10 protein-coding genes and 1 pseudogene are annotated in these 13,919 nt (G+C 53.9%); 6 read left to right on the forward strand and 5 right to left on the reverse strand.

The window, feature by feature from the left end; translation table 11 throughout:
* The first annotated feature begins 6 nt into the window (after window positions 1-6).
* The 3 genes and pseudogenes from AC2FLD_RS07055 to AC2FLD_RS07065 all read left to right on the forward strand — a co-directional run.
* Entirely contained in the window at window positions 7-1,206 is a 1,200-nt protein-coding gene (locus AC2FLD_RS07055; RefSeq protein ID WP_496668147.1) for a methionine gamma-lyase, read from the forward strand.
* A 14-nt stretch (window positions 1,207-1,220) separates the two neighbouring features.
* Window positions 1,221-3,593, forward strand: a complete 2,373-nt coding sequence (locus tag AC2FLD_RS07060) for a thiamine pyrophosphate-binding protein (RefSeq protein WP_496668149.1) — start codon at window positions 1,221-1,223, stop codon at window positions 3,591-3,593.
* Between the two features lie 315 nt (window positions 3,594-3,908).
* A pseudogene (locus AC2FLD_RS07065) lies at window positions 3,909-4,098 on the forward strand (IS5/IS1182 family transposase); the annotation flags it as partial.
* On the opposite strand, the gene AC2FLD_RS07070 reads toward AC2FLD_RS07065, so the two are convergent.
* Window positions 4,082-5,380, reverse strand: a complete 1,299-nt coding sequence (locus AC2FLD_RS07070; RefSeq protein WP_496668151.1) for an MFS transporter — start codon at window positions 5,378-5,380, stop codon at window positions 4,082-4,084. The pseudogene AC2FLD_RS07065 and the gene AC2FLD_RS07070 overlap by 17 nt on opposite strands.
* Before the next feature lie 215 nt (window positions 5,381-5,595).
* Here AC2FLD_RS07070 and AC2FLD_RS07075 point away from each other — a divergent pair, with 215 nt between their 5' ends.
* Window positions 5,596-6,003, forward strand: coding sequence for a hypothetical protein (locus AC2FLD_RS07075; RefSeq protein WP_496668153.1), 408 nt, complete (start codon window positions 5,596-5,598; stop codon window positions 6,001-6,003).
* A 227-nt stretch (window positions 6,004-6,230) separates the two neighbouring features.
* Here the strand turns inward: AC2FLD_RS07075 and AC2FLD_RS07080 are convergent, their stop codons facing one another.
* From AC2FLD_RS07080 to gntH (AC2FLD_RS07095), 4 genes are all read right to left on the reverse strand, one after another.
* On the reverse strand, window positions 6,231-6,842 hold the full coding sequence (locus AC2FLD_RS07080) for an exonuclease domain-containing protein (RefSeq protein ID WP_496668155.1): 612 nt from the start codon (window positions 6,840-6,842) through the stop codon (window positions 6,231-6,233).
* Between the two features lie 372 nt (window positions 6,843-7,214).
* Complete coding sequence (locus tag AC2FLD_RS07085; protein ID WP_496668157.1) at window positions 7,215-8,498, reverse strand: HupE/UreJ family protein; 1,284 nt, start codon at window positions 8,496-8,498, stop codon at window positions 7,215-7,217.
* Window positions 8,491-10,221 carry a hypothetical protein gene (locus AC2FLD_RS07090; RefSeq protein ID WP_496803717.1) on the reverse strand — a complete coding sequence of 577 codons (1,731 nt, stop codon included), beginning with the start codon at window positions 10,219-10,221 and terminating at the stop codon, window positions 8,491-8,493. The genes AC2FLD_RS07085 and AC2FLD_RS07090 overlap by 8 nt, the downstream gene beginning before the upstream one ends.
* Before the next feature lie 148 nt (window positions 10,222-10,369).
* Entirely contained in the window at window positions 10,370-11,566 is a 1,197-nt protein-coding gene (gntH, locus tag AC2FLD_RS07095; RefSeq protein WP_496668161.1) for a guanitoxin biosynthesis MBL fold metallo-hydrolase GntH, read from the reverse strand.
* Between the two features lie 114 nt (window positions 11,567-11,680).
* Between gntH (AC2FLD_RS07095) and AC2FLD_RS07100 the strand changes: the two genes are divergently transcribed.
* Together AC2FLD_RS07100 and gntH (AC2FLD_RS07105) are read left to right on the forward strand one after the other, a co-directional pair.
* A complete protein-coding gene (locus AC2FLD_RS07100; protein WP_496668163.1) occupies window positions 11,681-12,250 on the forward strand; it encodes a TetR/AcrR family transcriptional regulator in 570 nt (189 codons plus the stop codon).
* A 211-nt stretch (window positions 12,251-12,461) separates the two neighbouring features.
* A complete protein-coding gene (gene gntH, locus AC2FLD_RS07105) occupies window positions 12,462-13,589 on the forward strand; it encodes a guanitoxin biosynthesis MBL fold metallo-hydrolase GntH (RefSeq protein ID WP_496668165.1) in 1,128 nt (375 codons plus the stop codon).
* The last annotated feature ends 330 nt before the right edge of the window (window positions 13,590-13,919 follow it).

The following is a 13,919-nucleotide window of genomic DNA, read 5'->3' on the forward strand; positions in this document are numbered from 1 at the left end:
CTTGCAATGACTCGTTCAACCGGATTTGCCACGCGCGCTATTCACCACGCATATGACCCTCTAGAGAATGACGGCGCTCTGACACCACCGCTACATTTGACGTCCACGTTTACCTTTGAAACCGCAGAGGCAGGCGGAGAGATGTTCGCTGGAGAGCGTGAAGGTCATATCTACAGCCGTATTTCAAACCCCACATGCGACCTTCTTGAACAACGTATTGCAGTGCTTGAGGGAGCCGAGGCCGGTCTAGCTCTCTCAAGCGGAATGGGCGCGATTACGGCAGTGCTTTGGACCCTGCTGTCGCCAGGTGATGAAGTCATCGTGGACAAAACGCTCTATGGCTGCACTTTCGCCTTCATGCGTCACGGTTTGGCAAAATGGGGAGTCACGATCACGCACGTCGACATGACAGACCCTGAGAACCTGAAAACTGCCGTTTCTGACAAAACCCGCGTTGTCTATTTCGAAACTCCGGCCAATCCGAATATGCGCTTGGTGGACATCGCCGCGAGCGCCGAAATTGCGCATTCGGTCGGTGCAACGGTCGTCGTCGATAATACCTACGCTAGCCCGTATTTGACCCGCCCGATCGAGCACGGGGCAGATATCGTTCTGCACTCCGCCACCAAATACCTCGGTGGGCATGGCGATGTGGTTGCCGGTCTGGTTGTCGGGTCCGCCGAACAGATTGCTGAGATCCGCCTTGTTGGGATGAAGGACATGACCGGCGCGGTAATGGCCCCTTTCAACGCGATGCTGATCCTGCGTGGTCTGAAAACACTGAACCTTCGTCTGGATCGTCATTGTGATTCTGCCAAGGTCGTCGCGGACTTCCTTGAAGCGCATCCTGCCGTCGGTGAGGTTTATTTCCCCGGTCTTGAGAGCTTCGCACAGCACGATGTAGCGCAGCGACAGATGTCCCAACCGGGCGCTATGATAGCGTTCGAGATCAAATCCGGTCTGTCCGGAGGAATTGAATTCATGAACCGCTTGAATATGATCCAGCGTGCGGTGTCATTGGGCGACGCGGAAACACTGATCCAACACCCAGCGTCCATGACTCATTCGACGTATACCCCAGAAGAGCGTGCCGAGCATGGGATAAGCGATGGCCTGATCCGTCTGTCTGTCGGGCTAGAGGATGTCGAAGATATCCTTGCAGACCTAGAGCAGGCTTTGCCCTACCCTGCTCGCAGCGCCGCCTAAACCCGGAGACCACCATGCACATTGATCCCACCCAACTAAAGATCGTCGAACAGCGCCTGCTGTGGTTGTCTCATTGGATGATCCACCATGCCAACCATGTCCGACCAAAGGTGGATGGGATCAAGATTGGTGGCCATCAGGCTTCGTCTGCGTCGATGGTATCGATCATGACCGCGCTCTACTTCTCAGCCTTACGCCCTGAGGACCGGGTTGCAGTAAAACCGCATGCGTCGCCGGTGTTTCATGCGATGCAGTATCTCATGGGTAATCAGACCCGCGAGAAGATGGTGAATTTCCGCGGATTTGGCGGTGTGCAAAGTTATCCCAGCCGAACCAAGGACATTGACGATGTTGATTTCTCGACCGGGTCTGTAGGTTTAGGTGTCGCGATCACCTCGTTTGCCTCGATCATTCAGGACTACATCAAGGCCAAAAGCTGGGGTTCAGACGCCCCGATGGGGCGTATGGTGGCACTTGTTGGCGATGCCGAACTGGACGAAGGCAACGTCTATGAGGCGTTGCAGGAAGGCTGGAAAAACGACCTACGAAACACGTGGTGGATCATCGATTACAACCGACAGTCGCTGGACGGTATCGTCCGAGAAGGACTGTTCGAACGGATCGAGAAAATCTTCGATGCATTCAGTTGGGATGTCGTGCGCGTAAAATACGGAGTTCTTCAACGCGCGGCCTTTGAAGAGCCCGGCGGCAACCGCCTGCGTGATTGGATCGACGCTTGCCCCAACCAGGACTACTCGGCGTTGACATTCATGGGTGGTGCGAATTGGCGACAGCGTCTCATGGACGATCTGGGGGATCAGGGGGATGTGACTGCCTTGATTGAAAGGCGGACGGATGCAGAGCTTGCAGCCCTTATGGAGAACCTCGGCGGCAACTGCGTCGAGACCATGGCCCAGACATTTGCCGCCATCGATCATGATCGCCCGACATGCTTCTTGGCCTACACCGTCAAAGGATGGGGCACCCCTATTGCAGGCCACAAGGACAATCACGGCGGGCTGATGAACAACAGCCAATTCGTCGCATGGCAGTCGCATATGGGTGTGCCGAAGGGCGAAGAATGGGAGCCGCTCGCGACGGTGCAAGATCCAGACGCATTCAAAGATTTTCTGGCCAGCACCCCGTTCTTTGCCAAAGGTCCGCGCCGCTATTTTGATGACAAATTGGATGTGCCGCCAATCGAAATCGACACCAGTCGCGAAATCTCGACCCAGCTGGCGTTTGGCAAGATCCTTGACGATCTTTCAAAAGGCGACAGCCCATTGGCGGAGCGCATAGTGACGACCTCCCCAGATGTGACAGGCACAACAAGCCTTGGTCCTTGGGTGAACCGCCGCAAACTGTTCGCCCGATCCGAGCAAGCCGACGCCTTCATAGAACACCGGATCCCTTCGACGGCGAAATGGGAATTCACGCCGGACGGGCAGCATATCGAGCTTGGCATCGCCGAAATGAACCTCATGTTGCTTCTGGGAGCGGCGGGTCTGTCGCATTCCCTGTTCGGTAAGAGGCTGATCCCTGTTGGCACCGTTTATGATCCATTCGTGAGCCGCGGCCTAGATGCGTTAAATTACGCTTGCTATCAGGACGCGCGTTTCATGCTGGTTGGCACACCTTCCGGCGTCACACTCGCACCTGAAGGTGGAGCACATCAGTCCGTTGGAACACCACTCATCGGTATGAGCCAAGATGGGTTGGCCGCTTTTGAGCCCGCCTTTGCCGACGAGCTAGCGGTGATTATGGAATGGGCCTTCGACTACCTGCAGCGCGATGGCGAAGGGCAGCCCGACGAGCGCACATGGCTGCGCGATGAAACCGGAGGGTCTGTCTACCTGCGCCTGACCACCAACCCGATTGAACAGCCCGGCAAACGTGTCGACCAGGAGTTCCGCCAAGGTGCCATTGATGGGGCCTATTGGTTACGAAAACCCGGGCCCAATTGCGAAGTTGTAGTCGCCTATCAAGGAGCCGTCGCGCCGGAGGCAATCAAGGCCGCCGGTATGATTGGTGAAGGCCGTCGCGACATAGGTGTATTGGCCGTGACATCCGCAGATCGCCTGAATGCTGGATGGACCGCCGCTCAACGAGCGCGTTCTCGTGGCAATCGAGCGGCACGCTCCCACATCGAAACCCTGATGTCCGACCTTCCGCCACACTGCAAGCTTGTCACCGTTATCGATGGTCATCCTGCAACTCTATCCTGGCTTGGGGCAGTGCTGGGACATCAGACTATCCCAATGGGCGTCGAGCATTTTGGCCAGACCGGAACGATCGGCGATTTATATCGCCACCACTGCATTGACGCAGACGCTATCCTGGAGAAAGTGAATGGCCTGACCCATGGCAGAACTCTTCACCGTGCATAAGTGGGCCGGGTCTGCTCGCAATGAAACCGCAACGTTATCGCAGCGCTATCCGCCACTGAAGTGCAATGGTTGGCATTCAAAGCCCTTATTTTGTTTACTTTCACCCTGGGAACTCGCCTTCGGGAGGCAGGGGTCGGAGGCTCGAATCCTCTCACTCCGACCAATAAAATCTGATGTCTAATGCAGAGATATTTTGCCTTTTGACCAATTCACTTACTGTTCCGCCACCTAAAGTTGCCTCTGGCACTCTGATTTGCTGCTATTTCAAGCCTTAAATTTGAACAAACGGCCCTGAGCGCACCTATAAGCGCCTACATCCCCAGTCGTAAGCAACGCAAGACCCCCGGCCAAATACGACAATTGCCGAGACAAGCGGCGCAACCGCATTGAGATCAGTTATGGCAGGCTCAAGGAATGGAGGTGCATGGCGACACGCTATGACATTTGTCCCAAGGTCCTCCAATCAGCCATCGCACGCGCGGCAACTGTCATTTACTGGTCGTGAACCCTGAGCCTAGACGTTTACCCAACACTAAGCTCAGAGTCATCGCCATGAGAAGAAAAGCGGTGCCGACAATCCACGCGACCGGGGTGGAGTACATATCAGCGATGGCACCTGAGAAAACCAGACCCAGCGCTGCCCCCATTTGCTGGATCAACGATCTTAGAGACAGCATTGTGGACCGCTGGCGGGCTTGTACGCAGCTATGCAGAATGCTGCTGGCAGGCGTTTCACTTGCACCAAGGATTACAGAGTACAAGATGAATACAGCCGCAAAACCGATGATGCTGCCTTGTAGTGCCAATGCTATCTGTACACCTGTAAGGCAGGCGAAAATCGCTGCAAGCGTGGCGGCATGCTGGCGTTTAAAAATCCGACTTAGGCGTGGGGAAAGCGACGCGCCAAAGGCGATAGAAAAGAAATAGCTCGCGGTCAGTAGACCAATGACAGTGTTGGCGTATCCGTCGTCTAACATTGGCTTGGCGTGGGTCGGCCAGATTATTTCAACAGGATTGGTCGCCATAAGGAAGAGCGTAAGCGCTGCCAAAAGTATCGAAAGTGTACGATGCCTTAAGGCTAGGAGGCCAGCGTCTTTGATCACCGATGGGACTTGCAAGAATCCCCGTTTAAGCGCGTTTGTGTTGAGTGGAGGCGATGTTTCGACAATGGCAAACATGGTGTAAATGAACACCCCAAGCATCACACAAAAGCTTGCCGCGTAGGACACGTCATAGATGCTAAACCCAAGTCTCTCTGCCACCGAACCAAATACGTCCGGCAACAAACCTCCAATGACGGCCCCAATGGCTAGGCCCATAGCATTGGCCCATTGAGCTTTGGCGAGAGCGGGTTGAATGTCCACATTTGGCGCGGCCACTTTGAATTTTTCAACAAACCATGCATCGAGCGTGCCCGACCGAAGTGCGCGCCCAAACCCGATGAAGGCAAAAGAAAGAGCCAAGACGAAAAAAACGCTCGAGGATAGGAAAAGCGCCAGCGATATCAAGCTTGCTATCACTGCTGCCATAAACACCGGCTTGCGTCCAATGTTATCGGCCAATCCACCAAACGGCAGTTCCATCGACATTGTGGTCAGCGAGTAGACCCCGAAGAGAAGGGATATCTCAAAGAGGTCCATCCCTCGGTCCGTGAGTGCCAGCGCAACTACCGCCACTGTGAGGCCCATAGCAAAGCGATCTAGAAACTGTTGTATCTGAAACACCCGAACATGCCGACGCGCCGCATCCGTCAGTGAATTGAAAGAGAATTCCATTTCGTTCGTCATACTCGCAGCTTCGGTGCTGCCACCACCAAACACAATACCTTGGCGACGCTGGTGCTATCGTGCGTGCGTCAATGCAGTCATTCGAACAAGAGCAGATAAAGTTGGGAAAGTCCGCACTGCCGCTGGACGTCCAAGCCGCCGCATGGGTCCGACCTCAGTCGAACTCCCCCTCTTGCGGCAACAAGTGACGACGCGATCCGCACCCGGGTGGGGACGTGATCCGTGGTTACGATTGGCCTGGCCGCTACAATGGCCGTGTTCTACGCAACACGTTCATTGAGATATGGCACGGACTGGAGAGCGCCTGGAAACTGGAAGCTGGCGCTGAAGCCCTGAAATGGGCCGCCGCTCAGTATGCTGGCGACCCAGATGTGGCGACCGCCTTTGTTGGCGAGGGCATCGGTCTGATCAGTTCGGCGCTGGCTCGCTGCGCTCCGCGTCCCGGCAGGAGTGTGGTGATCGAGAAAAGGCAGACTTTCCTATGCTGGAACTATCGGTGCCGCTCTCGATTGTTCCCGGACCCGCGTGCATCAGCAGGCAGGGTACAGACCAATCTTGTCCATAAAGGGTTGTATTTCCTCTTGCCATTCTGCGAGTTGACGAGCCAAACTTGCGCTCAGTAGATTTAGGCTAATCCGCAATGGCCTCAATGCCGACCTATGATGCAGAGCAAATGCGTTTGAGTTTGCGCTTCTCAACATGCAGATTCGGTTCTTTCCCAGCATTCCCATTCCAGACATACGAGCGAAGTAGAATTTGGGATGACCACTTCCGCAGGGCTGACCGCCGTCCACTGCGTAACATCGAACAGTTAGTTCGTCGATCAGCAGAATCTTACTGACCTTGGCAGTTATCTCTCAGATCGATTTTCGAATGGTAATGTCAACTGGCGATTTGTCGTAAGATGGGACAACCGCGCGCCTAAAACCTCTTCTGCCTTTAAGATTACTGACGCCGAAGCACGGGCGTCCTCACCTGCGTCATGGTGATGAAACTCAAGGCCGAGATGTTTCTTGAGGTTTGCCAGCCCGTGGCCACCGGCCCCCTTCAATGATGGCCATGCTTGACGGGCAATCGCGACACTATTCGTCCAATGCGACGTGATCATTGGCAGGCCATACCGGGCGCAAGCTGCCGTCATCGCCTTTTCATCAAACGTACTGTGTTGCACGAGGCTGTGCGTGTTCAGGATCTCGAACAAGGACGCATAGACCGTTGGGAATGTCCCAGTCCCCTTCACGGTTTCGGCGGAAATCCCGTGGAGCTCAGTATTGAAAGCCTCGAACGGTCCCTCTGGGTCAATCAGGACAGAATAGGTCTGCATAAGACCTGCGTCGCTGACAAAACAAAGCCCGATCTGACAGATGCCACTGATAGATCTTCCTGCCGTTTCGACGTCCAGTGCAATAAAGCGAAATGGACCGGCAGGCGGCGCATTAAGATGCCCGAATCTGTTCAACATGTTCACCGTTTGGGCACTCTACATCTGTCGGATTTCCTTACCCTTCGCTGCTAGATCAACAATTGGGATACCTACTTTTCGTGGATCAAGTTAGTCTTGGCAAGCCGTTCGCGATATCAAAGAAAGCAATCTGTCTGCATGACGCTTCACTCACGGCCCATTCCGGACATCCGCCACAGGGTCGGGCGCCACGCCCCAGCTTCACCAACCGGATGGGGTGGATGGCTCCTGCTCCAAGCGTCAGCACCGTACTGACGTCTCAAAACTATCGCTAGATCAAGCGGCCGTTGTCAGCAGGCATCTTTGCTGATGCATCGGACAGCTTCGAGCTCAAACCGGAAATTCTTATAGAGTTGGAAGCCGTACTGCTTTCTAAATCGCAATCAATGATAGAAAGTCTATTCCACGTTCGAAAGTCCACCAACTTGCGATAGCTGCACATCCGATTGCAATCGAAACTCTCAACGACATTTCGGGTTTCGGGCCTAGCCTCGCGAAGACGTGCAGCAATGGCCAGATCACAAGAACGATAGCAAGCTGACCAACTTCGACGCCTACATTGAACGCCAGTAAGCTCTGCCAGATATTGGGCGACGTCACCTGAAGTATTTCATGTAAAACAAAACTGAAGCCCAAGCCGTGAAGAAGACCCATAAGCACCGTTACAACAAAGACCTTTTTGTTAGAGTTCTTTTCCTGCTCATTCCGCCTAACGGCCAGAAATGCCGCGTAGACGATGGACAAGGCAATCCCGGTTTCGACAAATGGCACAAACCAGGCTCCTGACGGCACATATCCAAAAAAACCAAGGGACAGAGTTACGCTATGGCCGACCGTAAAGCCGGTGACTCGCCACAGCAGCGCGCTTAATCCGGGGGCACCAATCACCAGGCAGACGACAAATAGCACATGGTCGACGCCTTCCAGGATGTGTCGCAGGCCTTCCCAAACGAAAGTTACGATTCCTGAGAACCGGGACCGGGAAACCCCAACGGGATCTTCCATCAGGCCTCGGGTTCGAAAGACAAGCGGATCGCCGGATCCATAATCCAGAATGAGATTGGCGGTCATTTCCTGATCAGGCAGGCCTGGGTCCAATGAACTGGAGATGGCATAGGAGGTAGGCGCATTCCCCAATTCATACCAGAGTGTGACATCCACAATAACGTCACCAACATAAACTGGCGGGTCATCCTGTATGGTCGTTCCAGCAGATACAGATTGCTGGGCTTCGCTCAGTGTCGCAAAACCCGGCTCCTCACCTACTTTGTGGATGGTCACGGATTCAACGTCGCCCTGAAGGCGCGTCCCCGAGATTTCTATGATCGTACCCGTTTCAGCGATGTGCCCAAGGCCAAGCGGGTTTTCAGCGATTTGTGAGGTATCGACAAAATGAACCACTTGACCATCCTCAAGGGTATTTGTCGTGAAAGGAGCCGCTTCAGGAAGGCCGTCCTCATCCTTTTTGCCGATTTTGTCCGCCACAAGATAGGGCATGGGTGTTCGCAAATGGATGCGCAGACCGTCACTTGTGTGTTCTACGTGAAATATACGAACGTTAAGGTTCAGCAGAAAATGCGCCTGGCTGGCGACCGCAGCCAAGATCAAACTGGTCGTTATCCAAATCAACAACATCTTGTTCAGTCGGTTAAACATCCGGTGCGCGCGCCTCCATTACAGTGATACCCGTAAGCTTCCAAACGCCTCTTTCGGGACGGAACTCGACCCTTGCCCGATACTCCACCCGACGACGATGATCATGGCCCCAATGACCCGCTCGGGCGTTTACAATCCACTTGGCAACACCCTCGAAGACTCCGGTTGCCGTCATGCTGCCTTCCACGATTGCGACATCGGTTACGTTGGCGATCTGCGCGCGGCTTCCACCGGGCACACGGATGGCAAGGTTAGTTTCGAGTTCAGCAGCGACGTCTGCGAGGGACGTGTTCCTGACAATTGGCTCTAGCGCCTTGCGACGTGCTTCTGGTGAGACCTCAAGCGCGGCCACATACGAGTTCGCCAAAAGTAGGGAAAAAGCTTCAGAAGCCATCTGTTCTCTGGATGGTCCGGCTATTGGATTTTGAAATGGAATTTGCATTTCGTGCCGAAAGGCAACCCCTGCAACTAAACTGCCAGCCGACAGCAGGACGAACCCGATCCGCCGGCCTTTTAGGGGCGACAAGAGCGCGCCCACGCCTGCACCAAGCGCAACAGCGACAGCCAGTACAGTCCAAATCGACAGAAAGAAAACTCCCGTCGCCCGTACCCGCGTAACTTCAGGGTCAATGTAGCGTTTCAAATGGTTGATCCAACTTACCTCCGGATCTTCAAGAGTAGCCCAATCCAGAAAGGGACCGGCAACATCTGTCAAAGTCACAGGCACATGCTGAAGGGATTGGTCGAACATATCCCATGTGACCGTCGCCTCTTCGGGCAGTGTCGAAATTGGGTAAGACAATATCAAGCCTGCAAAAGTCGTGTCGGTCAGAAGCGTCGGAGAGCCCTCAACGACTTGAACTCCTGTTTCGCCCAGTGTCAGAAATGCGCCCCTGACAGAGGCGGGCTGAACCGGCTCCCCCCCGATGGTGACCGGATTACGAGTTTCGAACGCTTCCAGCGCAGCGTCGAGTATTGTTTCCTGCTGAGATAGGTCCAGTTTGGAGCCCGTGCCAATATCCATGCCTATCCAGGGCGAAAGTTCCCGCAGCCGGATAAGGACTTCGTGGCGAATTTCGCGTGGTGCCACGTACAGAAAAGACGTTGTGCCGCTTTGAGCCGCCCGATTGAGATTCGCGTTGGTGAACGCGGTGAGCCATGGGTCGGACCAATCAATCTCAAGTCGCGCGTCACTATCGAAGTAACTAAATTTGGTGACAGGGACGGCGCGATCAAAAACCATGAAACCGATTGATGTGGCGGGCTTATCCTCTTTGAGTGCCGGGGGGCGAAGGATCAGGGTCTCGGGGCGCGCGCCGTCAAAGCCAAAGAAAGCTTCGATGTAGATAACCTGCGGATTTCCAGGAGGGGCCGGAATTGTACGCCCGGTAATTGGATCGGTTCTTCCTGCCAGGGGGGGTGCACGGTCAACTCTCTCACGGTGCTCGGCAGTCACAAATTCGAAAGGCAGAGGTGATCCGTCGGTGCGGAAAACCGAAATGCTTTCAGCTTCGCTGCCAATCGCAGCTTTACGTGCGGCCGCTGTTGGGTGGAAATCCTGCAAAAGCTCGGCAGGCATAAATACCTCAAAGCTTTCAAAATCCTCGGGGTAGACTTCCAGCGTAAGACGGACGCCGTCGTTTTCCACCCGGAAGACTGCGATATTTCTAGCGACTTCCGCTCCGCTATACGGGATGACGTCACCTTTTGCAGAGCTGCCCATTATTATGGCAGTGAACAACATCAGAAGGCATCGGATTTGGATCAACAATTTGGCCAGCGTCCTTCGCGGCGTCATCCTAGGTACAGAAGCTGTGTCAATTCCGTCTTGTGCGGCTCATTAGCGAGCCGCGCCAAAACGTGTCACTTATTCAGTTTTGATCCGGCATAGGCGGTGGCGTGTAACCGTCCCATTTACCTGCTTGGACCTTGTCCGACGGTTCTTTTTCCTTTGAACGCTGTGCATTGATGTACTCGTCGCTTACTGCGGGCGGCAACGCATAGTCATCTACGCTCGCCTCGCGTACGACAATCTGGTCTTTGGTTACGTTGATCACCTGAAGATCACGTGCCAGCGTGAGCGGTCCATCGTAGGTCGACCTCACTCCTTCCAGAATTGCTTGATAATTTTCTGGCGAAAGCACGGAGTGATATCCCAAAGCCATACGCGGTTCGACGGCAGACATTACCTTTCCGAATGCTGCAGGCTCAGAATGGACGCGCGTGGCGACATATGTTGCTTGCGTCATGTCCCAGCCAAAGTACGGTGCCAACGCTTCTGGTGGCAGGAAAGCCTCGTGCGATGCGATATCTGCACCTTTGGCATACTCGACATACCACTTGTTTGGATAGGTATCTCCGCCGAAAACGTATTTCAGCCCATTCCACTCAAGGGAATAACTGACTGAACCGTCGAGGCTATGGATCGCAGGCCAGGAACGAATGGTGACACCGTTGACTTGATAAACGATCTCATTTTCCTGCATGTAGTCGAATTCGGTGACTTCAAGCTTGGCGCCCTCATCCGGCAACGCGCCCGTACGTGTGGCAAGGTCCCACGCATAGGCTTTTGACATACCCTCTACGTAGGCTTTGGTACCAAGCTCATCTTCTGATCCCGAAGGGCCAAAGATGTGAAGCGGTGTGTACCGACCTGATAACCAGCCACCAACGTGCAGCCCCATAAAGTCCCCAACATGATCAACGTGCAGGTGGCTGAAGAAAACTTTATCAATTTTCGAAAAGTCCGGGCGCAGCGAGAACAAGTTACCCGTTGATCCGGTGCCAACGTCGAACAGAAAAACGTCACCGTTGCCCAATTCCACATAAAACGAAATTGAGACGGCAGCCTTTGTCTGGTTTGGCATCCCTGTCCCTAATGCGGTTATACGCATCTCGTCTTCGCCGAGAATTTCAGTATTGGGAAAATAGGAAGCTGGATAAACACCATCTTCGATGGGGGCGGCCGTTCGACCCGTGGGCAACATGTTCTGCGCTGTGGCGGTTCCTGCGACCGCAATCCCCATTGCAAAAAACAAGACCGTTGCGGAATTGAGCAAGCTATTCATAGTTCCCCCTCCATTCTGAAGTATTCATTCAGCACACAAGTTCGTGAGCCCCCCATTCTCCGTAGACATCTCTACGGTAGGTCCATAGACTGGTCTATGTCAATAGAGGTGTCTATGGAAGCTGAGCCAAGGATAATTGAAAAACGGGAAAAAGCGTCACGGGAAGACTGGCTTCTTGCGACGCTGGACGTTCTGAGAGAGCGTGGAATCGAAGGTGTAAAAGTTGTCGCTATTGCGCGCAGGCTTGGCCTGACGAGTGGGAGTTTTTACTGGCATTTTCGAAACCTAAAGGATCTTTTCGACTCGGTTTTGCTGTTTTGGGAAGACGCTCTGACTGGACATATTATTGAAGACGCAATTCAGTTCGAGGGACCACCTGAAGAGCGGATAAGGCACTTAATGCATCAGGTTATCCGCGAAGACGCATCCAGGCCGGATGGAGCTATCGCGGTCTGGGCAAAATCCGATGCTGACGCCGCACAATGTTATAAGCGCGCTATGAAACGGCGATTTGAGTTTTCTGCATGGTTATTCGAAGAGCGCGGTTTTGCGCCCCTTGATGCTGAGATTCGAGGCCGGATGATGGTTATGACGCTGATGGGTGAGACAACGAACAACCTGCATCTGCAAAAAGATTGGCCAGATGTAATTGATCGGCATTGGCGAGTTCTGGTGGATAAATAGCTTCCCGCCAATTGGGTTGAACAAACGCCATTTTCGATCAGTTTTTCGCGATTGCCTCCGTACTGATTGAGGTATTGATTTTGTACACATTGGCGCCACACACAAGGCTCCGGCGCGACCGCTCCGAGCCCATCGGCAGGTGTTCGATTTCGAGCTGAAGGTTTTTCGTAGTACCCTTATCGAAATCAGAAGATTTTGGGGGGGACTACGTGTGCGATTGAATCTGATAACAACTCTCGGTCTGGCTTTTGCTTCGATATGTTCCACAGCGGCTTCTGACAGTGCGTCGGAAACACGAAAGTTCTATTATCCGAATACCGAACCACTTGGCGAAGCGGAGATGCGCGTTGTCTCGCTGGGCACCGGGACACCCAATTTTCGACACTCCCAAGCGTCTGCATCATGGTTGGTCGAACTTGGAAACGGTGACAAGTTTCTGTTCGACGTCGGGACTGGTTCGTTAGCCAATTTGGCCGCCTTGGAAATTCCGTACACGTATCTCGACAAAGTGTTCATCAGCCATCTGCACGTGGATCATATCGGAGACCTGGATGCGCTTTTTGTCGGCGGATGGGTTTCCAACCGGACTGTACCTTTACAGGTCTGGGGGCCAAGTGGCTTGGAACCCGAGTATGGAACCACGGCGGCAATGGACGGACTTCAAAAAATGCTGGCGTGGGACGTTGCAGGTCGTCGCGGAAACATGCCCTCGGCAGGAGGGCATTTAAAAGTGACTGAGTTCGACTATTCGAAGACGCAGGTGGTTTATGAGAACGACGGTGTGATCATACGGTCCTGGCCCGCGATACACGGCATTGACGGCTCTGTGTCATACAGCTTGGAATGGAACGGGCTTAAGTTTGTCTATTCGGGTGACACCAACCCAAACAAATGGTTCGTAGAGAACGCCAAAGAGGCTGATCTCGTCATCCACGAATGTTACCTGACGGTACAACAGTTTATTGATATAAAGAACTATGATCCCGAACGCGCCCGTTTGGTTGCAACGGTAATTCACACGCCACCGGATGCGTGCGGCAAGTTATTCTCGACAATCGAGCCGCGACACGCGATTGCCTATCATACATTTGCCGATTTCGATATCGCCCCAGATACCATCGCGGCAATTCGAATGACCTATGACGGGCCGCTCACTTTGGCTCAGGATATGCTCGTCTGGAACATATCGACGGAGTCCGTAACCGTTCGAGAGGTAATAGGATCAGACAATCCGTTGCCAGTTGACCCCCCGACAGCCGCCGGACCTCCTGACCCAAGCGAACGAACAGAATTGTCAGATTGGCTCAACGCAGGCCGCCTCGACCTTAGCCAGGACTAACCGGCGAGAAACAAGTCTTGCCAGATTGGGTTTGAGAGATCGGAAAAGCCCAAATACTTGAGGTGAAACCCTTTTTGTTGGTGCTCGGAACGATTTCGCGTTGTCCGCTCCTCGATTGCCGGGCCAGATGTCGGCGAAAGATCGGTTTGTATTCAGCCAGAGTCGGCTTGATTAAACGACCGGCCTTGGGAAACCTGCCGCGCCGCCGAATGATCGCTGCCGCGAATACGAAGGTTTCTTTGCCTAGGCAATAGCTGCACCGGCAAAAGGCAGCAAAGTCCGCGACATGTGAATTCGGCCTCTTGTCCTTGCCGCGGCCCGCATGAAAGG

The sequence above is a fragment of the Ruegeria sp. CDSA021 genome (assembly GCF_059612325.1).